The organism is Salinibacterium sp. NYA9b (genome assembly GCF_976973725.1).
In genome coordinates, this window is the sequence record NZ_OZ333476.1 from 236,588 (window position 1) to 258,915 (window position 22,328).

The 22,328-nt window shown below is 59.6% G+C and carries 21 protein-coding genes and 1 rRNA gene; 17 read left to right on the plus strand and 5 right to left on the minus strand.

Going from position 1 to position 22,328, the window contains the following annotated elements:
• The 4 genes from ACWFSR_RS01110 to ACWFSR_RS01125 form a co-directional block, all read right to left on the minus strand.
• Positions 1 to 762, minus strand: a complete 762-nt coding sequence (locus ACWFSR_RS01110) for a DUF5677 domain-containing protein (protein WP_447522855.1) — start codon at positions 760 to 762, stop codon at positions 1 to 3.
• The gene (locus ACWFSR_RS01115) at positions 759 to 1,295 is read right to left on the minus strand and encodes a hypothetical protein (RefSeq protein ID WP_447522856.1); all 537 of its coding nucleotides are present in this window, start codon (positions 1,293 to 1,295) and stop codon (positions 759 to 761) included. The genes ACWFSR_RS01110 and ACWFSR_RS01115 overlap by 4 nt, the downstream gene beginning before the upstream one ends.
• A gap of 217 nt (positions 1,296 to 1,512) precedes the next feature.
• Positions 1,513 to 2,685 (minus strand): EcsC family protein, encoded by a 1,173-nt coding sequence (locus ACWFSR_RS01120; protein ID WP_447522857.1) that lies wholly within the window; start codon positions 2,683 to 2,685, stop codon positions 1,513 to 1,515.
• 812 nt (positions 2,686 to 3,497) lie between these two features.
• Positions 3,498 to 3,782 (minus strand): helix-turn-helix transcriptional regulator, encoded by a 285-nt coding sequence (locus ACWFSR_RS01125; protein WP_447522858.1) that lies wholly within the window; start codon positions 3,780 to 3,782, stop codon positions 3,498 to 3,500.
• A 134-nt stretch (positions 3,783 to 3,916) separates the two neighbouring features.
• Here ACWFSR_RS01125 and ACWFSR_RS01130 point away from each other — a divergent pair, with 134 nt between their 5' ends.
• From ACWFSR_RS01130 to ACWFSR_RS01145, 4 genes are all read left to right on the plus strand, one after another.
• Positions 3,917 to 4,861 (plus strand): sodium-dependent bicarbonate transport family permease, encoded by a 945-nt coding sequence (locus tag ACWFSR_RS01130; RefSeq protein WP_197109043.1) that lies wholly within the window; start codon positions 3,917 to 3,919, stop codon positions 4,859 to 4,861.
• A gap of 5 nt (positions 4,862 to 4,866) precedes the next feature.
• Positions 4,867 to 5,169, plus strand: coding sequence for a P-II family nitrogen regulator (locus ACWFSR_RS01135; protein WP_447522859.1), 303 nt, complete (start codon positions 4,867 to 4,869; stop codon positions 5,167 to 5,169).
• Positions 5,170 to 5,281: 112 nt separating this feature from the next.
• Positions 5,282 to 5,641 (plus strand): antibiotic biosynthesis monooxygenase family protein, encoded by a 360-nt coding sequence (locus ACWFSR_RS01140; RefSeq protein WP_447522860.1) that lies wholly within the window; start codon positions 5,282 to 5,284, stop codon positions 5,639 to 5,641.
• 51 nt (positions 5,642 to 5,692) lie between these two features.
• The gene (locus tag ACWFSR_RS01145; RefSeq protein WP_197107077.1) at positions 5,693 to 6,085 is read left to right on the plus strand and encodes an HsmA family protein; all 393 of its coding nucleotides are present in this window, start codon (positions 5,693 to 5,695) and stop codon (positions 6,083 to 6,085) included.
• 75 nt (positions 6,086 to 6,160) lie between these two features.
• Here ACWFSR_RS01145 and ACWFSR_RS01150 read toward each other — a convergent pair whose 3' ends face one another.
• Entirely contained in the window at positions 6,161 to 6,976 is an 816-nt protein-coding gene (locus ACWFSR_RS01150) for a dienelactone hydrolase family protein (protein ID WP_447522861.1), read from the minus strand.
• Between the two features lie 161 nt (positions 6,977 to 7,137).
• Between ACWFSR_RS01150 and ACWFSR_RS01155 the strand changes: the two genes are divergently transcribed.
• From ACWFSR_RS01155 to ACWFSR_RS01215, 13 genes are all read left to right on the plus strand, one after another.
• Positions 7,138 to 8,703 (plus strand): carbohydrate-binding domain-containing protein, encoded by a 1,566-nt coding sequence (locus ACWFSR_RS01155; RefSeq protein WP_447522862.1) that lies wholly within the window; start codon positions 7,138 to 7,140, stop codon positions 8,701 to 8,703.
• Between the two features lie 260 nt (positions 8,704 to 8,963).
• Positions 8,964 to 9,911 carry a C-terminal binding protein gene (locus tag ACWFSR_RS01160; RefSeq protein WP_447522863.1) on the plus strand — a complete coding sequence of 316 codons (948 nt, stop codon included), beginning with the start codon at positions 8,964 to 8,966 and terminating at the stop codon, positions 9,909 to 9,911.
• Positions 9,912 to 9,992: 81 nt separating this feature from the next.
• On the plus strand, positions 9,993 to 10,358 hold the full coding sequence (locus ACWFSR_RS01165; RefSeq protein ID WP_447522864.1) for a cupin domain-containing protein: 366 nt from the start codon (positions 9,993 to 9,995) through the stop codon (positions 10,356 to 10,358).
• Positions 10,359 to 10,378: 20 nt separating this feature from the next.
• On the plus strand, positions 10,379 to 12,136 hold the full coding sequence (locus ACWFSR_RS01170) for an ABC transporter permease subunit (protein WP_197107082.1): 1,758 nt from the start codon (positions 10,379 to 10,381) through the stop codon (positions 12,134 to 12,136).
• Positions 12,133 to 13,227: an ABC transporter ATP-binding protein gene (locus ACWFSR_RS01175; RefSeq protein ID WP_197107083.1), complete on the plus strand. Its 1,095-nt coding sequence runs from the start codon at positions 12,133 to 12,135 to the stop codon at positions 13,225 to 13,227. Before ACWFSR_RS01170 ends, ACWFSR_RS01175 begins: the two co-directional genes overlap by 4 nt.
• A 73-nt stretch (positions 13,228 to 13,300) precedes the next feature.
• Positions 13,301 to 14,395: an extracellular solute-binding protein gene (locus tag ACWFSR_RS01180; protein WP_197109039.1), complete on the plus strand. Its 1,095-nt coding sequence runs from the start codon at positions 13,301 to 13,303 to the stop codon at positions 14,393 to 14,395.
• 85 nt (positions 14,396 to 14,480) lie between these two features.
• Positions 14,481 to 15,440: a 2-hydroxyacid dehydrogenase gene (locus ACWFSR_RS01185; RefSeq protein WP_197107085.1), complete on the plus strand. Its 960-nt coding sequence runs from the start codon at positions 14,481 to 14,483 to the stop codon at positions 15,438 to 15,440.
• Between the two features lie 10 nt (positions 15,441 to 15,450).
• Positions 15,451 to 16,281, plus strand: a complete 831-nt coding sequence (gene kduI, locus ACWFSR_RS01190) for a 5-dehydro-4-deoxy-D-glucuronate isomerase (protein ID WP_197107086.1) — start codon at positions 15,451 to 15,453, stop codon at positions 16,279 to 16,281.
• A 52-nt stretch (positions 16,282 to 16,333) separates the two neighbouring features.
• The gene (locus ACWFSR_RS01195; protein ID WP_197107087.1) at positions 16,334 to 17,143 is read left to right on the plus strand and encodes an IclR family transcriptional regulator; all 810 of its coding nucleotides are present in this window, start codon (positions 16,334 to 16,336) and stop codon (positions 17,141 to 17,143) included.
• Positions 17,144 to 17,296: 153 nt separating this feature from the next.
• Positions 17,297 to 18,058, plus strand: a complete 762-nt coding sequence (locus ACWFSR_RS01200) for an SDR family NAD(P)-dependent oxidoreductase (RefSeq protein WP_197107088.1) — start codon at positions 17,297 to 17,299, stop codon at positions 18,056 to 18,058.
• Between the two features lie 73 nt (positions 18,059 to 18,131).
• Positions 18,132 to 18,914 carry a DUF427 domain-containing protein gene (locus ACWFSR_RS01205; RefSeq protein WP_447522865.1) on the plus strand — a complete coding sequence of 261 codons (783 nt, stop codon included), beginning with the start codon at positions 18,132 to 18,134 and terminating at the stop codon, positions 18,912 to 18,914.
• An 11-nt stretch (positions 18,915 to 18,925) separates the two neighbouring features.
• Positions 18,926 to 19,660, plus strand: a complete 735-nt coding sequence (locus ACWFSR_RS01210; RefSeq protein ID WP_447522866.1) for an NAD(P)H-hydrate epimerase — start codon at positions 18,926 to 18,928, stop codon at positions 19,658 to 19,660.
• Between the two features lie 673 nt (positions 19,661 to 20,333).
• Positions 20,334 to 21,858: ribosomal RNA gene (locus ACWFSR_RS01215) — 16S ribosomal RNA — on the plus strand.
• The last annotated feature ends 470 nt before the right edge of the window (positions 21,859 to 22,328 follow it).

The window sequence follows — 22,328 nt, forward strand, 5'->3', positions numbered from 1 at the left end:
TTACTTCTGATCTGCGGTTGCGAACACTCGTCGCTTTTTATCCGGAAGCGAGTCGTGCAGGAATGGCGGCAACCGCAGCTTATTGGACGGACCGTCTACCAAGACCTTCGCGGCAAGAGGATCCGAAATGTATTCGACGAGTGAGTAGGCGAGCATCGCAGCGATGGCTGTTGTGTACAGCGTGGCGTACTCAGCCCCGCCCCTGGGCTCGTGCCGGAGTTGAGTGCCTGGCTCGGTCTCTTCGAGGTACGTGCTCACGGTGAGGTGAGTAGGATGCACGCTCAACGAAAGGTTCCGGTACGAGGTGCGGAGGAACCCTCCGCTGTCTAGATCGCACATCATGTGGGAGAAGGGCGGCAGTCCTTTGCCGTCAGGTGCCTTGTGCGACTCCGCTTGTTTACGAAATTCCTCGTCATCGAGATACTCGCTCATGGCCATGTAGTAGCCCTTGAAGTCTCGGTTCACATCGATGGCGAGCCGCTCCACTCCACCCTCCGTGAAGTAAGACCAATGCGCGGTGACTGCGTGTTCAAAGCTGCATCGAGCGAGAGCGGCAGCTTCGCGCTGGAACCCTTGATTGCTTAGCAGGACGTAGCTAGATGCGAACCGAGCTGCCTGCTGGCAGAGTCCGTAGAGCAATTGAAAATCTCTGGCTCGCTCTTTGGGAATGATGAACTCGTCGCGAGGTAAGTCGTCGGCGACCTTCCGAATCCAACCCTCCAACTCGGCGGACGTGGGTTTCGAGGCTTTAGGGGCGCTCATAGGCGCGGCTTAAAATCTTGCGCCATCGGAATCGGCTCGCCCTTTAGCAACGCTTTCATGCGCAGGGCAGCTGCGCCTTCTTCGCGCTCCTTCGCCGCGAGGGCCGACTTGGCGCGTGCGCCTCGCTCTAAGAGGAATGACGCACCTATCGTCACAGCAGCGATCGTTATTCCAAGGACGCTGCCGATTAGAAAAGACTGCCATGGCCTCTCAGCCGTTTCCAAGGACGGAATGGCGATGAAGACCGCGATTACTCCAATCGCATAAATCCAGCCGTGGATAAGCCGAATCAACTTGCGGCGCTTCGCATTATCGGCCTCCAGCCACTCATTAAGATCCGTGATTGCTCCGATCAGGTGGACTTCAAAACTGTCCTTCTCAGGCGAAATTGGCATCAGCGCATACGCGGCCCCGAGGCGCTCAATGCGGAGCAGAAGTCGCCCCTCACGAGTCGCGCGTCGTGAGAACCAAGCGACAAGGGGGATCCCGATAACAGCGAGGGCGCCGAGCACGGTAGCGAAGATCTCTGACATGGCACAATGCTAGCGAGTCCCAAGGACATCGATGAAGGTTCTGCCTGATGGCGATAGAGTCGAGCTTGGCTAGCGCAGGTGCAAGGATTTCGGTTGGTTTTGCGGGACTAATTCGCTTAGTAAGAATGCTTGAACAGCTTGGGCTCTCGAGGCGTCGAGCAGGACAAAATCATATCGACAGACTGCTCGCTGATCCGTTTTGTAGCTGGTTCCTTTATCAATTCGCAGCTTCAGGGGTTGCAGAAATCTCGTCGCGCTCACTCCCGAGGATCGCCGCTTGGACTTCAGCAACTACGTCGATCGGTTCCTCGTCCAGGTCACTGGTTTCGCCGAATTCAGTCATATCGTGAGCCATCGTCTGATCCAACCAGTCGTCGAAAGACAACCCGTACTTCTCTGAAAGGTATCTCACGCGATAAATGCGAGTCGCATCTCCGAGTGCCCGGCTCAACATGTCGTAGCTCAATCCAGCCGAAATGACGCCGCCGAGCACTGGCACTATTTGCGCCAAACGTTTGTGCGTTAGCTTTACGCCGATCTTCGTGAATACAGTCTGGATGAACTTGACGAGAACGTCCTTCTCAAGCTCCTTCCACGTAGCTTTCCGCATCATCTGCTGGCTGAGACGCGCGAGTGCAGTGAGGGCAGTCGCCTTGCCTTCGAGGCTCGTCGCAGTGCTGTAGGTGAGCACTCCCATGAGAAAGGCTTCCTCGCTCGGCTCGTTCGGGTCAAAACCATAGTGAACCGCAACCTCGGCAATCGCCCGGCCTAAGAGCGCTAGTGACACGCCAACGTCCCCAGCGATCGCGACAACTATCACCCCTGCTGTGGCGCCTCCGCTGACGGTTGCCGAAACTTCCGCGCCAGTAATCGCGATCGACGCTCCCGCAGAACCGAGTGCGCCCGTAAGGGGGATGATCTGTCTCGGCCTGCCCTTGTCGAGAGCCATCAGATCCAGAAAAAAGAAAGGAGAGGTATCGCCGATTTCCGGGTGCCGCTTGCGGAGGCGGTTTGAACGGCGTTCGATGGAAACAGACGCAATGGCTGGCATGAAGATTGCTTTTGCTGCCCCGGTCAGCGCGTACTGGATGCTGGCATCGATGCCTCCCGTCAGCTTCTCGCCGCCCGGGAGTTTCTGAGCAGCTTCCGCAGCCTTGGTTGCCGCCGTTGACACGGCGTTTGAAACTTTGTTCGTCGCGCGTGTCCGAAGACTCTTACGCCGGGATCTCTCATCCGCGATGAGCTTCGACCAGGCGCGCTGCTCGTAGCTGGTCATTCCGTCTGCCATTGCGCTCAATTTCGCTCTCTCGCACTTTATCGCTAGCTGTATCGCTAGCTGTATCGCTAGCTGTATCGCTCCCAGTCTTGCGACCCTGATGTAATCGAGCAACGTCCCCTTCCGAGGGGAACCCGATAACGCGCACCTTCATTCGGCTATTGGGGGCGGGTCAAAAACTGGTTGCGATGAACACAAATATTAAGAACGCAGCCAAGCCCTGCGAACAAACCGCTGTGGAATGTAGGACCGTCAGAGAAAGTTCTTTCTCTCAAGCGCTGTCCTGACCGGCTGCAAAGTGAGCCCCAACTTGATGCGCCGATTACTCGCTAAGAACGCTTCTTTCGGAGCCGTCTCGCATCGTCCAGCCCGTGCCTTGGAAGGAGTCGAACGGTAAGTAACCATTTGGTGAAAATTCGCTGGCCACGCTGTGAGCAGATCGGCGTGCGAGCCACGCCATGCTTGCGTCGGGGAGCAGCATGAAGGTGGCAGCGTTCCTGAAACGAGTTTCACAGCCCCAAGAGCCTCCTCGAAAATTTGGGACGTAATCTAGGCACTCGGAAACAGGACCTTCTCGTGCCTGGGGAATCGTTCAATTGGCTGGAGGCGGGCTTTTTGCCAATCATAAACGAGCCTGCCCGTGCCCACATTTCACCCACACTCGGCGAACATCGTGGTCAACTCGCGGCATCCGAGTAGTGCCCTGTCAGCAGCGTTTCGCAGTGATTATGGGCACTTCCGCATAGTGCTGCGGGAATGGTTTTCGACTACGGATCAATAGGCCGGGGGTTCAAATCCCTCCGGGCGCACCACTCGAGAAAGGCCCCGCCTGTTTTGGCGGGGTCTTTCTTTTTTCGTTTGGCCAGTCTCTGCGGCGAAGGCTCCCGGCGCCAGGCCGAATTGGTAAACCCTCGGCTGCTCTGCGCCTACACGCGGTGTTCGGACCCCAGCGTCTTGAGCAGTTCGCCGATCTGGTGGTGGTGCTCTAGGGGGTGCCGAAGCGGCAGATCCGGGTACAGCTCGTAGCTGTTGCGTCGTCCATCCCGCTTGCGCGTGACATACCCGTCTTCGACAAGTTCGGCGATGATGCGCTGGGCGGCTCGTTCGGTGATGCCCACGGCTTCGGCGATGTCCCGTAACCGCATAGTGGGATCCCTGGAAACACACAACAGAACGTGTGCGTGATTGGTCAGGAAGGTCCAGCTGTTCATCTTTCCATCCTAGGTGACACGCGCTGTGCAATACACGCTATGGTTATCGTGTATTGCACAGCGTATATTCAGGAGGTTGGCCCTTGGGCTCCTCCTGGGGGCTACGGACCGTAAGCGAACCAGAGAGTCACCGCGTGATCGATCCCATCATCCTGTTCTTCCTGCTCGGAGCCGTCGCGGGCCTGCTGAGGTCGGAATTGCGTCTTCCGGCAGCAGTGTACGAGTTCGTCAGCATCGTGCTGCTGCTCTCCATCGGGCTCAAGGGTGGCGTCGAACTCGCCAAGCAGCCCTTTTCCACCCTGTTGCCACACATGGGGGCAGTGATAGTCATGGGCTTCGTCCTCACACTGCTCGCCTTCCCCGTCCTGCGCTATCTGGGACGCTTCACGCGCGCGGATGCCGCCTCTATCGCGGCTCATTACGGCTCCGTGAGCGTCGGCACGTTCGCGGTGGCGGTCGCCTATCTGGGCAGCAGGCAGATCCCCTTCGAAGAACACATGCCGCTGCTTCTGGTCATGCTGGAGGTGCCGGCCATCCTCGTGGGAATCGTGCTGGCGCGGGGCCTTTCGCGCGAGACGCGCTGGCGATCGGTGGCCCACGAGGTATTCCTGGGCAAGGGAATTGTTTTGCTGCTGGGTGGACTGCTCATTGGCTGGGCAGCCGGGCCGGACGGGTTGAAGCCGATAGAGCCGTTCTTCTTCGATCTCTTCAAAGGATTCCTCGCCGTGTTTCTGCTGGAGATGGGGTTGATCACCGCGAAGCAAATCGGCAGCCTTCGCCGCTACGGGCCATTTCTGGTCGCCTTCGGAATCGGGATGCCACTCTTCTCAGCGCTGGTGGGCACCTGGCTGGGCTGGGTTCTTGACCTCTCCGTCGGCGGAACAGCAATCCTGGCGACGCTGGCGGCGAGTGCCTCATATATCGCGGTGCCGGCGGCAATGCGCATTTCCGTGCCCGAGGCGAACCCCACGCTGTCGCTCGCCGCGGCGCTAGGAATCACCTTCCCCTTCAACGTCTTGCTCGGCATCCCGATCTACCACGCACTTGCCGTGTGGGCACATACATTCGCGAGAGGATGAGAGCCATGCAGAGCTATCACCGCAGGTTGTTAACCGTCATCACTGAAGCCGCACTCGAGAGCACCCTTGTTCGAGATCTCGACCAGCTGAATGCCCACGGGTACACCATTACAGATGCCCGCGGCAAAGGTAACCGCGGCGTTCGCGATGCTGGCTGGGAGGCCAGTAGCAACATCCGCATCGAGGTGGTGTGCGACGCGGAGACGGCCGAAGCAATCGCCGCGTACCTTCAGGAGCACTACTACGCCGACTACGCCATGATCCTGTTCATGAGCGATATCGATGTGCTGCGACCCGCGAAATTCTAAGCCGCCGCTCGAATCTTCGCGCAACGGCGCGATGTGCGCTAGAACAGAATCGGCACGCGCCGAGTTCGCATCCAGAGTTCCCAAAAACCTGGGCGCAACCTTAAGGGGAAGAATGTTGAAGCGAGATGGAACCCGAGATGAGAACGTAGACGATTCACGTGGCCATGTCATAGAGCACGCGATACTTCCGGTGAAGCCCGGCCTTGAGGCGGAGTTCGAAGCGGCTTTCGCCCAAGCGAAGAGCATCATTGCGGCTATGCCGGGATTCCGCGGACTGACGCTCTCACGCGGGGTCGAGCATCCCGAAACGTATCTGCTGCTCGTGCGGTGGGACACCGTTGACGACCACGAGATTGGATTTCGGGGTTCGCCCGAGTATCAGCAATGGCGAGCATTGCTGCACGAGTTTTACGAACCGTTCCCGCTCGTCGAGCACTTTGACGAGGTTGAGCGGGTCGAGGCAAATAGCTGAATAACCCGAACCGCTTTCGCTCTCGAGCCGTAAAGCGCGCAGGATAGGGGGATGCTGCTTCCCGCGATCATCCTCATCACTCTTGCCCTCGTGTTTTACACCGTCGGGGTGTGGAGCGAGCGAGTGCAGAAGGTGCTCAAGCCGTGGCACGTCGTGCTCTTCGGACTGGGATTGGCGGCGGATGCCACGGGCACGTTCTTGATGAACCTGATCGCGACCGAGAATCGTGCAGCCGGCATCGAGCAGAGCGCTTTGAACCAGCTGATGGGCGTCACAGGAGTGATCGCGATCGTGCTCATGGCCGTGCACCTCGCTTGGGCAATCGTCGTGCTGGTGCGCAACCGTGAAGCCGAGAAGACTAGCTTTCACCGGTTCTCTGTCATCGTGTGGGGAATCTGGCTTATCCCGTACATCGTCGGTGCCCTGGGATCGAGCCTCGGCTAGATCAGTTCAGTTCACGCAGTCAGCGACACCGGCGGCTGCAGATTTCGGCAGCCGCGCCCAACCAGCCAACGCCGCTCACCCGATTCGTTCGCGCAAGAACGTGACCACCCGGTCGCGGGCCGCCGCCGCCGAGTTGGCCGGATTCTCGCGCACTTCGCCGGTGAGCACCGAGTGGGCGGTTGCGGCGTAGCCGTCAGGGTTTCCCGGCGACGAGTCCAACTGGATGATCTCGAAGGCATCGCCGAGACGGGCCTTGATGGTGTCGAAGCGGGCGCGCGGGGCGGCGGTATCTTCGCTGAACCGTAAGCCGAGCGCGCAGACATCGCCGGCATCCGCCCGGGCAGCGATGCGATCGAACTCGTCGCGCGAAACTCCGGCATCGAGCTGGCGCGCACGGCCGACCGGAAAGGGAACGGCGGGCTGGCTGAGAACGGATGCCGCCACGGAATCGTCGATCGCTGCGGCTAAGGCGAATCCGCCCGTGAAGCACTGTCCGATCACCCCAACACCTCGCCCGGGAGTGCGGGCAGCGAGGTCGGAGGCAACCGCCCGAAAGTAGTCGGTGACAGGCCGCGATGAGTTCGTCGCGAACGCGCGGAACTCGGCGGCCACGCACAACCGCAGCACGATCCGCGTCATGTAGCCCACGGTCTTTGCTTTGCCTGGCTGGCCGAATGGTGAGGGCACGACGACCGTGAAACCGGCAGCGACGAGGTGCTCGGCTAGGCCAAGCACTTCCGGTGTGATTCCGGGGATCTCTGGGATGAGCACCACTCCTGGCCCCGAACCCTTTTCGAAGCAGTCATAGGTCAGGCCCGCGGCGGCGAACGGCGCGCGAGCCCAACCGCGGAGGTTGCCGACCGGTGCGGCGGAAGCGCTAGCGGCTGTCATGCGTACATCTTCGCTCACGAAACCGTGATCCCTCCTGAACGAGGAGAAGACGCGGTAGTCGCGCCGTTTCGACATCCACGGCTCACGCATATCCCGTTCATAGGAATGTCATAGGGAAGCCCGGTGTAGTGGAACACGTCACCCACCAGAGGAGCTTGATCATGAAGCGAAATCACTTCACCCTTACCGCCGCAGTCAGCACGTTTTTGATTGGCGGGGTGCTGTTGGCCGGATGCACGACCGCAGTCGAAACACCCACCGTCGCCTCCAGCGTGACGGCCGAGGTCAGCGATGCGAGCGTCGAGCTTAGCCTCGGCCCAGTTGCGACAGAAGTTCTTGCGGCAAACGCGAACTCCACGACCACGAACGATGACGAGTGGACCCTCGATGGCGCAGTTTCGATTGCCCTCGACGGATCCACTGCGACCGCCGACGGCGATGGCGTCAGCGTCTCGGGTTCCACGATCACCATCACGGCGGCCGGCACCTACGTTCTCTCGGGACAGCTCGACGGCCAAGTCGTCGTCGACACCGACGATGAAGACGTCGTCGCACTGGTGCTCGACGGCGTAGAAATTTCCAACTCAACGAGCGCCGCGATCGCGGTCGTCAACGCCGAAGACGTGGTGGTCTCGCTTAGCGGAACCAACACGCTCTCCTCCACGGGAGACGACGCCGACTACAACGCCGCACTCTTCAGCGACGCCGACCTCACCATCTCGGGCGACGGATCGCTCACAGTAAGCAGCTCGGTCAACGACGGCATCACGAGCCATGACGACCTCGTCATCCTCTCGGGGGATATCACGGTCACTGCCGGTGATGACGGACTGCGCGGCAAAGACTCGCTGACCATCGAGGGCGGCACCGTCACGGTGGATGCCGGCGGCGACGCGCTCAAGTCAGACAACGAAGAAGACGAAACGCGCGGCTACGTGTACATCGCGGGCGGCACTGTTGACCTCACAGCGGCGGATGACGGAGTGCAGGCCGAGACCGACATCGTGATCGCGGGCGGTTCAACCACGCTCGCGGCCGAAGACGACGGGCTCAAGTCAGAGGTCAACATCGTGATCTCGGGCGGCGGAACCGCTGTCACCAATTCTTACGAAGGCATCGAGTCGTACTACATCACGATCGAAGGCGGCGCGCTCGCGGTCAACGCGAGCGATGACGGCATCAACGCCACGAGCGGCACCAGCACCACCACCGACATCGGCGGCATCGTCGAAGCGGATGACGGAGCAATGGTGTCGATCACCGGCGGCGAGACCACGGTCAACTCTGCCGGCGATGGAATCGACTCCAACGGTTCCATGCTCGTGACGGGCGGCACCACCACGGTGTTCGGTTCGTCTGAAGACCGTGAGGGTGCGCTCGATGCGAACGGCACCATCGTGGTCGACGGCGGAACGGTCCTGGCGGTCGGTATGACCTTCATGGCAACCGCGCCCGAAACGTCATCCGCGCAGGGCTGGGTGAGCGCTTCGCTCGAGCAGGCGTACGGCGCCGACCAGACCGTGGAGGTGCTCGATAGCAGCGGCACGATGATCGCCGAGTTCACCTCGATCAAGTCGTTCCAGTCGGTCGTGCTGTCGGATGCCGCCATCACGAACGGCGACACCTACACGATCACGGTTGGCGGCGACTCAGCCGGAACCGTGACAGCCGGAGTCGCAGCAGCGGGAAGCGAAAGCGGCGGCGGAGGAGGCCAGCCTCGCCCGTAACACTGGGCGACGTCACGGCATGAAAGCTCATGTAAAGCGACGGTCGCGGAGCGGGTCTGCGCCACTCATCGCCTCGTGCAGCAACCGAAAACCCCACAGAAATGTGGGGTTTTCGGCGGTTACCGTTCACTCCGACCGCAGCGGAATGTCTCATTCGACAGCGAACAATTGTGCGCGTGGTGAGTGGCTCTAGAAAAAAATGATTGACAGCTTTTGCAGAATATGAAACGGTGTATCAAAATCCGAACAAGGGATAAAAGATGCAACGCTCGCTCGCCGTTCTCGATAGCTCTTACGGCGACGTCGTGCTCGAAGCCGAAGCCGCAGCCGCGCATGGGGTGACGGTGCGGGATGCTCGCGAGAACACCTCTCCTGCCGACGGAGTCCTGGTGCAGTACGCCACGATCGGCGCTGCCGAAATGGATGCGAACCCCTCGTGGAAGGTCATCGGGCGTTACGGCGTCGGAGTCGACACGATCGACCTTGAGGCTGCCGCGTTCCGGGGTATTCCCGTCGTCAACGTTCCCGACTACTGCGAAGAGGAAGTGGCGACGCACGCCGCGGCACTAATCCTCGGGGCGGCCCGCCGCATCCGCGAAGCAGACCTGCTCGTGCGTGACGGCGCGTGGGGCTCGTGGAGCGAACTTCGCCCCATTCAGGCCCTCTCTCAGTCGACTCTGTCGCTCATCGGAATCGGTCACATCGGTTCCGAAACCATTCGCTTGATGAGCCCGTTCTTCGGTCGAATCGTCGCTCACGACCCGTTCGCTGCTCCGGCCGACGGAGTCGAGCTGCTCGGCTTCGAAGAGGCGTTGGCTGCTGGCGATGTCATTAGCCTCCACTGCCCGCTTAATGACCAGACTCGTCACCTCATTGATGCTGCCGCGCTCGCCCACGTCAAGCCCGGCGCTGTTCTCGTCAATGTCTCGCGCGGCGGCCTGATCAACAGCGCTGACCTCGCTGCCGCTCTTCACGATGGGCGTCTCGCCGGTGCGGCCCTGGATGTGTTGGAGGCGGAGCCGCCGGCGGGAGATCCCATTCTTGACGCCCCGCGCGTGACTCTCACTAACCACATTGCCTGGTACTCCGAGCAGTCTGAGCGTCGCTTGCGGCACCTGCTCGCCGAGCGTTGCGCGGGAGTACTCGACGGAAAACCCGCCCCGACCGTGGCCAATCGGGCCACGCTCGAGCGACTCGCTAGCAATTAGCGCGAACCGGAATTCGTGGGGAAACACCCCGGAAATAACTTTTTGGTACGTTGTTCCATAATTTGAAAAGAAGGATCAGAAATGACTGAGCTCAACAGCCACTTGCTCGACATCGCTACCGCCGAGTTGGCTCCCAGCCCGGCACCTGCACGCATCGTTTCGGGCGACCCCACGTGCAAGGAAAAAGTGATTGTCGACACGGGATCCCTAGAGATCGGTGTGTGGGAAGTCACCCCCGGAGTTTTCGATTCGGTCAAGCACGACATCGGTGAGGTTGTTCAGTTCGTATCAGGCGCGGGTCACATTGAACACCCGGACGGCACTGTATCGCCGATCGCCGCTGGTGTCGTCGTCGAGTTCCTTCCCGGCTGGACGGGCACTTGGTACATCGAAGAGACCACTCGCAAGCTCTACACGATCTACAAGACCGCCCCGGCGCAGGCCTAACAGGAACGGGAGACAAGGCCATGAGTACCGAGGCGGAAACTACGCAGATATCGCTGACTGCTCGGCCGCCCTCGCGCCGCGTTCGAGGCCTTGTGTCCCGGTGGCTGCTGCTGACCCCGATCATTGCTTTCTATGTGATCTTCTTTCTGTGGCCCATCCTCACGGTGGTCCTTCGCAGCTTGAGTCTCGACGGCAAGTTCGATGCGGCAGCACCGAGTTTCACGCTCGATAACTTCGCCCAACTAATCGGTGATGACTTCCTGCTCCTGATCGAGGGCCGCACGCTGTTGCTCGCGATCAACTCAACGTTGATTACGACGGCACTCGCGTTTCCCACGGCCTATTTCATCTCCCGGCTCAACCGGAAGACAGCATCCGTACTCTTGCTGCTGATCTTGATCCCGTTCTGGGTGTCGATTGTGGTTCGACTCTTTGCCGTCACCTCGATCCTCAGCCCGAACGGCCCGGTGAATCAGGCGAGTCTCGCGCTCGGGTTCGGCGAAACATCGTTGCTATACACCCAGGCGGGAACGCTGGTCGGTACCGTCATGTACCTTCTGCCGTACATGATTCTGGTGCTCTACGCCGGCATGGTCGCAGTCGATAGCAACCTCATGCTGGCTGCTCGAACGATGGGCGCATCAGCGAGCTACGCCTTCTTCCGTGTCTACATACCCATGATTCGCTCGTCGCTTCTGAGCGGTGCGCTACTGATCTTCATCCTCGCGCTGAGCTTCTTCGTTGTACCTGCCATCCTTGGCGGGCCTCGGGATCAGACGATCGCTGTCTATATTCAGCAGCAGATCGACATCTTCCAGTGGGGCACCGCTAGCGCCATGGGAATGGTGCTGCTTATAGCGACAGTCATTTGCTACGTCGGAGTGGTGCGCATTGCGGGAACCTTCCAGCCCGGCGGAGTCGGCTCGGTTCAAGCAAAGGGTGTGAGCGCGGGGCAGGCTTTCCGCTGGTCGCCCATCATGATCATGTCGGCCGCGCTTTCGGCAATCACCATCGCCATTCTGGTGATCCCCGTGTTGTTCGTCTTCCCGTTGTCAACGGGCGAGACCGGCACAGTGGTGTTCCCGCCTCGCGGCTTCACCTTGGAGTGGTTCGTTCAGGTGTTCACGACCGACACTTGGCTCGGCCCGATCATGCAGAGTTCGATCGTCGGCGTGGGTACCGCAGTGCTGTCTGTCGGTATCGCACTCGCGCTGGCCCGGGTCACAAGCGAAATGACGTCGACTACCGGAAAAGCAATCATTGGCGGTCTCGCCTTTGCGCCAATCATTGCGCCGAGCATCCTGCTCGCTATCGGAATCTTCGACGTCGAACTCCAGCTCAAGCTGACGGGCACGGTGATCGGGCTCATCTTGGCGCACACCGTGATTGCGGCGCCCCTCTCCTACGCACTCATCGCGGCGTCCATGGCGGGTGCCGATCGCGGAATCGAAGCTGCAGCCTGGACTCTGGGTGCATCGCGAATCCGGACATTCTGGACAGTGGTTGTTCGAGGAATCCTGCCGAGTGCATTGGGTGCATTCGCGATTGCGTTCGTGACCTCATGGGATGAGGTCGTGCTCGCTCTCTTCCTGCAGACGGGCCCAACCAAAACCTTGCCCGTCACCATTTACAAATATCTCGAGAGTGGCATCATCCCGACGGTTCCCGCTGTCGCTTCGCTACTCATCGCATTAGTCGTGCTGATCGTCGTCGTTCGAGGCGTTGTCGGCTCAATATCCGCGCGGCGACGCGCAGCTCAACAGGAGGAATCACGATGACCGCTTCACACTCACGCCGCGGCCAGGTTTTCGCCTCGGGAATCGGACTGGACTACAACGGGAACGTTGCCCTCGATAATGCGTCGGTAGAGGTCCACGCAGGTGAGTTCTTCACCCTTCTTGGCCCCTCCGGCTCGGGAAAGACAACGCTACTGCGCATCATCGCGGGCCTTCTCGAACCGCAACGCGGCACCATCTCCATCGACGACGCTGATGTGACCGACGTGGACACTCAGCACCGCGATATCGGGTTCGTGTTCCAGAACTACGCGCTCTTCCCGCACCTGACGGTTGCCGAGAACATCGAATTCGGGCTCAAGGTGCGCAAGGTCAAGTCCGTAGCGCGCGCCGCTCGTCTTGCCGAAATGATCGAACTCGTTGCGCTGGGTGGGTTGGGCGACCGCTACCCGGCTCAACTCAGTGGTGGCCAGCAGCAACGTGTTGCCCTCGGTCGGGCGCTCGCGCAGCGCCCCCGCGTGCTCCTGCTTGATGAGCCTCTTGGCGCTCTCGACCGTGCGCTCCGTCAAGATCTGGGCGCCGAGATCCGACGCATTCAGCGTGAGGCTCAGACCACTGCGGTCTATGTCACCCACGATCAGGATGAAGCCTTCATTCTTTCCGACCGGATGGGCGTCATGCGCGACGGCAAGGTCTCTCAGATCGGAACTCCCGAGGAGCTCTACCGCGCACCCAAAGACCTGTTCGTGGCTCGCTTCTTGGGAAAGACAAACCTGTTCGAGGCAGAAGTGCTGAGCGAGTCATCTGAGGGTGCCGTCGTTCGAATCGGAGACCACCAGGTCACCGCACGCCCCGGAGTTCCCGGCGGATCATCGTCGGTGTACTGCTCTGTTCGACCCGAACAGATCGTGCTCAGCGGGGATGTCGTACCCGAGGGCCACCACAAACTCACCACCGGAGTCGTCACCGACAGCCGCTTCCTCGGCCAGAGGCAGAGCGTGCGCATCGCGACGGACTCCATGGAATGTTCGGCAGATCTTGATCCTTACGGTCAGATCCCCGCCGTCGGCGAACGGGTCACCCTTTCCGTTCGCATTGGCGAGTCAGCGCTTGTACCGCGCGAAACCGCCTAGAGATTCACCACCGCACCACATCACTACAGCACCAAAGCAGCACGTTACAGATACCAGAGAAACGAGGAGATCCATGAAGAAGACAATCAGACGACTCTCGATCGTCGGAGCGAGTTCACTCGTTGCGGCCCTCGCACTGAGTTCGTGTACTACCAGTGAGCCAGCAGATTCCGGCTCGGCTGGTGCCATTTCCGGCGACATCCTGTTCTACGACACCAGCGGTGGCGTGGTCTACGAGGCGGAAGCGGCAACGCTTTTCGCTGACTTCACTGACGACACTGGCGTCTCAGTGACTGATGATTACAACGAAGCCGCGACGAAGTTCTTCGCTTCCGCAGAAGCCGGATCGATGCCGTGGAGCCTGATGCTCTTCCCCACGGTTAACGATGCTGCCACTGCCGCTGCGGATGGCCTGCTTGAGAAGATCGACACGTCGATCGTTCCCGTCGACAAGCTCGTCGACGGTACCTACAACGAGTACGGCATCGAGGTGGGAACCTTCGGAATGGTGCTCGCTTGGGATGACGACGCTTACCCCGACACAAAGCCGACGGAAATGGCTGACCTCTGGGATCTCGACACCTTCCCCGGAAAACGCTGCTTCTTCAACAACCCCCAGTACGGCTGGACCCTTGAGGCTGCGTTGCTCGCCGATGGCGTTGCAGCAGATGACCTCTATCCTCTGGATGTTGACCGCGCGCTCGAGAAGCTCGATGAGATCAAGAACGACATCACCTGGTGGACCAGCGGAGCTCAGTCAATCGAATCCTTCGAGAACGGTTCCTGCGACATCGGAATCCTCTGGGCCAACCGTGCATTCACGGCATTGGACGCCAACGGCTTCCCGATGAACATCACGTGGAACGAAGCTGGGTACTCCAACAGCGTGTGGTCGATTCCCGCCGGTGCGCCCAACGCGGCCGCTGCGCAGGAACTGCTCGCTCACGTGATCAACAACACCGAAGGCCAGATCGCTTTCGCTTCTGTTGTTCCGACGCCCATCCCGGCATCGGTCAAGGCTCTGAGCCCGACCGACTTCCCCGAACAGGTTCAGGCGTTCTTGCCCGTGGGCTCGAACGTTGATGGCTCCGTTCTTCAGGACAGCGACTACTACCTGGAGAGCCTCACTGAGGTTCTCGACCAGTTCAACCGCTGGGTCGGGCAGTAATCAACTAATCGGATGCTCGCGCTGATCACTTGGCGCGAGCATCCCCTCTTGGCATCACACCGCACGAAGACAAGGAACACACACCATGAAGATCGTTTGCATCGACGGCGAGTCCCAGTACCGAGAAATCGTTGAGCGGGATGTAAAGATCCCCCTCGAAAAGCTGGGCCACACCTTCGACTGGTTCGAAGAGTCGTTTGATGACATCGAGGCAGCAACGGCCCGCGCCGCTGGTTACGACGTGCTCTACGTCGTGGGTGATCAAGGTCCGGTCCCTGCCGGCCTCATGAAGAACAACCCCGGGCTCCGCATGGTGAGTTTTGTCGGAACGGGCGCTCGCCGATTTGTCTCGATGGATGAAGCCGCAGCTAGCGGAGTCACCGTCACTAACGTCCCTGACTTCGCGAGCCAGAGTGTCGCCGAGCACGCCATCGCGCTGATGTTTGCGGTCGCGCGTCGCGTTGTCGAAGGCGATGCAATCGTACGTTCGGGGGAGTGGGCGAAGAACCAGGGCCTGAAGCTCGCCGGCCGCCGCCTCGGTGTTGTGGGTGCCGGAGCTATTGGCGCCCGTGTCATCACCATGGCTAAGGCGCTCGGAATGGATGTCGTTTACTGGAGCAGAACAGCGTCACCGGAGCGTGACGAAGCGCTCGGTGCGCCGCGGGTGGAACTCGAGGAGCTCTTCGAGACCTCCGACGTGGTTTCGCTGCACCTCATCCACAACAAAGAGACCGACGGCATGATTGGGCGGTCTCTCTTGGAGCGCATGCGCCCCACCGCCATCCTCGTGAACACCGCGCGTGCCGAAGTCATGGACAACGTCGCGCTCAAAGAAATCGTTGAGGCCGGAGCCATCTTCGGTGCGGGTCTCGACGTCTTCGTGGAGGAGCCGCCGTCGGCATCCGTGATTCCGAGCGCAGCGACAAACAGCGTTCTTGCGCCTCACATCGGTTTTCACACGGATGAAGCCGACGACGTTTTCCGTCTCGCGGGCGAGAACATTGTGGCGTTTGCCGCAGGCACACCGACGAACGTCATCGACTAGGAAGCCTCCCATGCAGACTCGCTACGCAACACATCCCGACGACTTCGCCGCACTTGACCTCGCGAGCCTCAAGTCGAGGTTCGTCGTCGGTGACCTCTTTACGCCAGGCAAGGTTTCTCTCGTTTATAGCCACCATGACCGCATGGTGCTGGGTGGTGCTGTGCCCATGGCAGGAGCGCCGCTCACGCTCGAGGCTCCCGATCAACTTCGCTCGGAGTACTTCTGCCAGCGTCGGGAGCTCGCGATTGTCGCGGTCGGAGCGCCAGGTTTGGTAACAGTCGATGGTGTTCGCTACGAGATGGCTGCCAAGGACGTTCTCTATGTTGGCCGGGGCGCGAAGGAGATTAGCTTCGAGTCTGAGGGGGCAGAAGCATCCTTTTATCTCGCCTCGGCCACGGCTCACGTGACCTATCCCACTACTCTCGTGCCGTTGGGTGAGGCGTTGCGTGCCGAGGCAGGCGACTCCTCGACTGCTAACGAACGCACGATCTACAAGCATTTGCACGAAGACGGGGTGCGCACGGCCCAGCTCGTTCTTGGCATCACGGCCCTGAAGCCGGGTAGCGTGTGGAATAGCATGCCTCCGCATACGCACGACCGCCGCACCGAGGTCTATCTCTATATGGATCTACCTTCGGAGCACCGCATCCAGCACTTCATGGGTCTTCCGGCCGAGCCAAAAGTTGTGGCTGTCCGCAATCACGAAGCGGTGATCTCGCCCAGTTGGTCAGTTCACCTCGGTGCCGGAACGACGAATTACTCGTTCGTTTGGGTCATGGCGGGGGAGAATCAAAGCTTCACCGATATGGACCAAGTCTCAGTTGTTGAGCTTGGCGAATGAATCCCGACCGCGATGCCCCGATCGCATCTGACTTTTTGACTGAGGAGTTCTTATGAGCACCGACAAGCTAAGTGACGACGCGCCGATTGCGGGAACCCAGAGTCTCGATCGCGCGCTTGAAGTACTGATCACGATCGCCGACAGTCCGGAGCCAGGGCTCACTTTGGCAGCGTGCAGCACGATGCTGAAGTACAGCAAGGCCACGACGCATCGGATGCTCCGCACTCTCGTGGCGCGGGATTTCCTCGCGTACGACGAAGAAACGATGGTCTACAGCCTGGGCGTGGCCAACTTGCGAATCGGCTCTGAGTACTTGCGCCGGATCGACCTGCGTCGCATTGCGCTTCCGGCGATGCGGGAGCTCGTGGCGGAGAGCCGCGACACCGCTCACTTGGCGACGCTGAGCGAGTCGGATGTCGTCTACATCGAGGTCGTCGATAGCCCTGAGCCTGTTCGAATCTTCAGCCGCGTCGGCGACTCGGTTCCCGCGTTTGCTACGGGTGTTGGCAAGGCGATCTTGGCGTGGACCAGTGCTGACCGGCTCGAGCGTCGTCTTCCTGCAACCTTGACTGCTCGCACCGAGAACACCATCACGACGCGGGATGCGCTGATGGCAGATCTCGCGGTGACGCGTGAGCGGGGCTTTGCGATTGACAACATGGAGAACCGCGAGGGCATTCGTGGTTATGCCGCAGCCATTTTCGACCACACTGATGCGGTCGTCGCGTCGGTGAGCATCGCAGGGCCAGCGGCAAAGGTCACTGAAGAGTTGGACTTGGTGTTGGGGCCTCTCGTGCGACAGACCGCCGACACAATCTCCAAGTTGCTCGGGGCATCCGCGAACGTTCGTCTCTCAGCCTGAGGGCTGCCGCGGGAATATCCTCAGTCGCCACGACCGTGGTCGCTGACAGAACCGGCACTCCGCTGTAGTGACAGTTCTGGCTTCACGCGCTGCAAATTACATCAATGGAACAGCCGTCCTAGTCGACGGCGAATGGTTAGGACGTAAAACACAATGATCGATCTCACTTCTCGACGAGTGCTTGTTACCGGTGGCGGGCGCGGAATTGGCGCAGGAATCGCGCTCGGTCTCGCCCGCGCGGGTGCCGATGTTGTCGTGCACTACAACGGCAGTGCCGATGAGGCCGCTGAAACCGTGGGCCTCATCCAGGCTCTCGGCGGTCAAGCGCTGGCCGTGCAAGCTGATCTCACCGACTCGGCTCAGGCCGACCGCCTTGTCGCTACTGCCGCGGAGTTTCTCGGCGGGCTCGACATCGTCGTTACGAACGCCGGCCATCTGGTGGGGCGTGCACCCGTCGCCACGATGTCAGATGACCACTGGATGAAGGTGCTCGACGTCAACCTCGCGAGCACGTTCTACGTGTGCCGCGCAGCAATCGCGCACTTGGAGATGTCGTCGGCTGGGCGAATCGTGACGATGGCCTCCCTGGCGGCAGAAAATGGTGGCGGCGGGGGAGCTGTGGCCTACGCAACGTCGAAGGCGGGCGTCGTTGGTTTCACGCGTGCCCTGGCTAAGGAGCTGGCTGCCAAGAACATCACGGTCAACTCTTTGGCCCCTGGCTTCATCGAGGGCACGCCCTTCCATGACACTTTCACTCCGGATGACGCACGCGCGGGAATCATCGCCGGCATCCCGATCGGCCGTGCCGGAAACGTAGATGACGTCGCGGGCGCCGTTCTCTACTTGGCTTCCGATCTCGCGTCGTTCGTGACCGGTCAGGTCATCGACATCAATGGTGGAGTGAACTTTAGGTAGCTAACCCTCGGCGGCTGATTGCTGCTCACAGGCGACGGTGACAGGCTGGACCCACTGACGAAAGAGGGTTCTGATGAACGACTATCCAGGAATGATTTCCAAGAAAAACCTCATCGAGCCTGTCCCGCGTCGCATTCGCGGCTATTTCGCGGGCGAGCTCATCTTCGACACGACAGCAGCGCTGTATGTGTGGGAGTGGGCTCCGTATCCGCAGTTCTACATCCCGCTCGCCGATGTGAAGTCTGAGTTCCTCGTCGATGAAGGGCAGGAGGACCATCCCGCGCGCGGCACCTATCAAGTCCAGGGTCTTGCGGTGGGGGAGCGCGAGCATCCGGCAGCAGCCAAGGTTTACGCTGGCGACGGGCTAGAGGGCCTCGCCGACATGGTGCGTTTTGAGTGGGATGCTCTCGACTCCTGGTTCGAGGAGGATGAGCAAGTTTTTGTGCACCCTCGAAGCCCCTATGCCCGAGTGGATGCCGTGCGCTCGACCCGCACGGTGCGCGTCGAACTCGAGGGGGTTGTGCTCGCCGAGTCCTCGTCTCCGGTCATGGTCTACGAAACGGGTTTGCCGACGCGGTATTACCTCAACCGCACGGACGTGAACTTTCAGCATCTCGTCGCCAATGACACCGTGACCGAGTGCCCTTATAAGGGCACCACTACCGACTACTGGTCGGTGGAGGTGGGCGGCACGGTCCACGACGATTTGGCGTGGTCGTACTCGTTCCCCACGCGACAACTGTTGCCAATTGCCGGCCTCGTGGCGTTCTATAACGAGAAGCTCGACATGTTCATCGATGGCATCGAGCTCACTCAGGCCAAGACGCACTTCTTTCCGTCGACTTCTGCGAGCTAAGAGCGCGGGTCATGGCAGCGAGCAGCTTTCGAACAAAAACCGGGCTTGTCGTGCCTGCTATTACGACGACGCAGATGCGCGAGGTTGATCGGGTTGCGGTCGAGGAGCTGGGGCCCAATCTCTATCAAATGATGGAGAACGCGGGCCGCAATCTGGCGTCGCTGTGTGTGGAGCTCCTCGGCGATCGCTGGCCGTCAGCACCGATAGTGGTGCTGGCCGGAACCGGCGGCAATGGTGGCGGCGGAATCTGCGCCGCCCGCCATCTGGCCAACCACGGTGGCAATGTCACTCTGGTGATCTCTAACCCGTCTCATCTCAAGGGCGTTCCTGCTGACCAACTCGCGCTCTACCGCGCCACTGGCGCACGAGTTGCGACGGTCGCTGACCTCGACACCGTGGATGCTGAGCTGCTCGTCGATGCCGTGTTGGGCTACAGCCTCGGTGGTGCACCGCACGGGGCAGCTGCCGAACTCATCAGATGGATGTCGCGCCACCCCGCCCCGGTCGTCTCCCTCGACATCCCATCCGGGGTCGACTCCACGACCGGCGTAGCGCCAGGGGATCACGTCACCGCCACCCACACGATGACCCTCGCTGCTCCGAAGACGGGGTTGGATGCCGAAGCCGTCGGCGCGCTCTGGCTAGCCGACATTGGGATTCCTCGCGAGGTCTATCGGCGCGTAGGTATCGAGCTGCCTCCTGCTCTCTTCGCTCCGGGATACCGGGTGCGACTTGAAGCATCCTAAACACAGTGTTTTGGGGGCCTCATTTTTGCGACACGCCCGGGATGTGGGCGGTGTTGGCGAGGGGGGCAAAATGCACGTAATGTTTCCTCTTGTCACCCCAAAGGTGCGGAAGTCCCGGGCAGTTCTGCTGCTAGGTTTCCGGCCTCAAGTGGGGGCCACCATCCTCCGAAATCTTTTAGGTTTGGGTCGAGTCAAACATCGGTTTACCTCTTGTGGGTTGCGGTGTCAGATCTTAGGATGAGAACCCGCTTTATTCGCGTGTTGATCAGTTGTTGTGTGCCGTTCTGGTGCAGTTCTGCTGGTTTGACAAGCGCGGTATTGCTGGTAAGTTAGACAGGTTGCCTTTCGCTTTCAGCGGAGGTTGCCAACATAGGTTTTGAAAGCCCTGGGGTGAAGCCGTTTTGCGGTGGAGGTCAGGAGCGTCCGATCCTTGAGAACTCAACAGCGTGCACAATGTCAAATGCCAAAAACCCGACTGTGTTTATGGGAATTGTTCTAATCAGAACGGTTTCGTTTATGCAGCGGATTCCTTTGGAAAAAGATATAAACAACAAAGCAAGTCAGTATTGATTTGTTCTGTCAGTTTCAAACTTGTTGCCTCGACACCCTATTCCGGGTGCGGGTGACGCAAGATGTGCATTGATGGGCTTCGGCTTGTTGGTGCAATCAAACATTTATGGAGAGTTTGATCCTGGCTCAGGATGAACGCTGGCGGCGTGCTTAACACATGCAAGTCGAACGATGAAGCCGGAGCTTGCTCTGGTGGATTAGTGGCGAACGGGTGAGTAACACGTGAGTAACCTGCCCTTGACTCTGGAATAAGCGTTGGAAACGACGTCTAATACCGGATACGAGCTTCAGCCGCATGGCTAGGAGCTGGAAAGAATTTCGGTCAAGGATGGACTCGCGGCCTATCAGGTAGTTGGTGAGGTAATAGCTCACCAAGCCTACGACGGGTAGCCGGCCTGAGAGGGTGACCGGCCACACTGGAACTGAGACACGGTCCAGACTCCTACGGGAGGCAGCAGTGGGGAATATTGCACAATGGGCGCAAGCCTGATGCAGCAACGCCGCGTGAGGGACGACGGCCTTCGGGTTGTAAACCTCTTTTAGTAGGGAAGAAGCGAAAGTGACGGTACCTGCAGAAAAAGCACCGGCTAACTACGTGCCAGCAGCCGCGGTAATACGTAGGGTGCAAGCGTTATCCGGAATTATTGGGCGTAAAGAGCTCGTAGGCGGTTTGTCGCGTCTGCTGTGAAAACTGGGGGCTCAACCCCCAGCCTGCAGTGGGTACGGGCAGACTAGAGTGCGGTAGGGGAGATTGGAATTCCTGGTGTAGCGGTGGAATGCGCAGATATCAGGAGGAACACCAATGGCGAAGGCAGATCTCTGGGCCGTTACTGACGCTGAGGAGCGAAAGCATGGGGAGCGAACAGGATTAGATACCCTGGTAGTCCATGCCGTAAACGTTGGGAACTAGATGTAGGGGCCATTCCACGGTTTCTGTGTCGCAGCTAACGCATTAAGTTCCCCGCCTGGGGAGTACGGCCGCAAGGCTAAAACTCAAAGGAATTGACGGGGGCCCGCACAAGCGGCGGAGCATGCGGATTAATTCGATGCAACGCGAAGAACCTTACCAAGACTTGACATATACGAGAACGGGCTAGAAATAGTTCACTCTTTGGACACTCGTAAACAGGTGGTGCATGGTTGTCGTCAGCTCGTGTCGTGAGATGTTGGGTTAAGTCCCGCAACGAGCGCAACCCTCGTTCTTTGTTGCCAGCACGTAATGGTGGGAACTCAAAGGAGACTGCCGGGGTCAACTCGGAGGAAGGTGGGGATGACGTCAAATCATCATGCCCCTTATGTCTTGGGCTTCACGCATGCTACAATGGCCGATACAAAGGGCTGCAATACCGCGAGGTGGAGCGAATCCCAAAAAGTCGGTCTCAGTTCGGATTGAGGTCTGCAACTCGACCTCATGAAGTCGGAGTCGCTAGTAATCGCAGATCAGCAACGCTGCGGTGAATACGTTCCCGGGCCTTGTACACACCGCCCGTCAAGTCATGAAAGTCGGTAACACCCGAAGCCAGTGGCCTAACCCGCAAGGGGAGGAGCTGTCGAAGGTGGGATTGGTAATTAGGACTAAGTCGTAACAAGGTAGCCGTACCGGAAGGTGCGGCTGGATCACCTCCTTTCTAAGGAGCACGTGCAACTCGTTTTCTCGTCTCTGCGGTATACACAGAGTTAGTGGGGAACGAATTTATGTTGCCGAGTCGTACCAGCCTGTTCGGGTTGGACGGCGCTCATGGGTGGAACATTGACATTGTGATCAGAGGAACTGTTGTTTCTTTAGTACGCCGGCTTGCCGGTTGGAACGAGGGGTTTCAGGGGTGCTGGTCTTTGCACGTTGTTGGGTCCTGAGGGACCGGCCACGGACTGTGATGGTTCGTGTTCGTACCTTAGGGCCGTGAACACCCGTCAAGGGTGTTTGGGTCTAACGGATCCTGGTACTGCTTCCCTTTGGGGTTGTGGTGGAGGATACCGCCCGTATTTTGAGAACTACACAGTGGACGCGAGCATCTTAGATCTGACCGAAAGGTCGGATCACAAGAAATAAACGATGACCCTCACAGCTTTGGTTGTGGGGAATAATTCATTGGTCAAT

Coding starts and splice junctions, on each gene's coding strand:
- ACWFSR_RS01110 (WP_447522855.1), bottom strand. CDS start 762: ATGAGCGCCCCTAAAGCCTCGAAACCCACGTCCGCCGAGTTGGAGGGT.
- ACWFSR_RS01115 (WP_447522856.1), bottom strand. CDS start 1,295: ATGTCAGAGATCTTCGCTACCGTGCTCGGCGCCCTCGCTGTTATCGGG.
- ACWFSR_RS01125 (WP_447522858.1), bottom strand. CDS start 3,782: ATGAACAGCTGGACCTTCCTGACCAATCACGCACACGTTCTGTTGTGT.
- ACWFSR_RS01135 (WP_447522859.1), top strand. CDS start 4,867: ATGCAGAGCTATCACCGCAGGTTGTTAACCGTCATCACTGAAGCCGCA.
- ACWFSR_RS01140 (WP_447522860.1), top strand. CDS start 5,282: ATGTTGAAGCGAGATGGAACCCGAGATGAGAACGTAGACGATTCACGT.
- ACWFSR_RS01145 (WP_197107077.1), top strand. CDS start 5,693: ATGCTGCTTCCCGCGATCATCCTCATCACTCTTGCCCTCGTGTTTTAC.
- ACWFSR_RS01150 (WP_447522861.1), bottom strand. CDS start 6,976: ATGACAGCCGCTAGCGCTTCCGCCGCACCGGTCGGCAACCTCCGCGGT.
- ACWFSR_RS01155 (WP_447522862.1), top strand. CDS start 7,138: ATGAAGCGAAATCACTTCACCCTTACCGCCGCAGTCAGCACGTTTTTG.
- ACWFSR_RS01160 (WP_447522863.1), top strand. CDS start 8,964: ATGCAACGCTCGCTCGCCGTTCTCGATAGCTCTTACGGCGACGTCGTG.
- ACWFSR_RS01165 (WP_447522864.1), top strand. CDS start 9,993: ATGACTGAGCTCAACAGCCACTTGCTCGACATCGCTACCGCCGAGTTG.
- ACWFSR_RS01170 (WP_197107082.1), top strand. CDS start 10,379: ATGAGTACCGAGGCGGAAACTACGCAGATATCGCTGACTGCTCGGCCG.
- ACWFSR_RS01175 (WP_197107083.1), top strand. CDS start 12,133: ATGACCGCTTCACACTCACGCCGCGGCCAGGTTTTCGCCTCGGGAATC.
- ACWFSR_RS01180 (WP_197109039.1), top strand. CDS start 13,301: ATGAAGAAGACAATCAGACGACTCTCGATCGTCGGAGCGAGTTCACTC.
- ACWFSR_RS01185 (WP_197107085.1), top strand. CDS start 14,481: ATGAAGATCGTTTGCATCGACGGCGAGTCCCAGTACCGAGAAATCGTT.
- kduI (WP_197107086.1), top strand. CDS start 15,451: ATGCAGACTCGCTACGCAACACATCCCGACGACTTCGCCGCACTTGAC.
- ACWFSR_RS01195 (WP_197107087.1), top strand. CDS start 16,334: ATGAGCACCGACAAGCTAAGTGACGACGCGCCGATTGCGGGAACCCAG.
- ACWFSR_RS01200 (WP_197107088.1), top strand. CDS start 17,297: ATGATCGATCTCACTTCTCGACGAGTGCTTGTTACCGGTGGCGGGCGC.
- ACWFSR_RS01205 (WP_447522865.1), top strand. CDS start 18,132: ATGAACGACTATCCAGGAATGATTTCCAAGAAAAACCTCATCGAGCCT.
- ACWFSR_RS01210 (WP_447522866.1), top strand. CDS start 18,926: ATGGCAGCGAGCAGCTTTCGAACAAAAACCGGGCTTGTCGTGCCTGCT.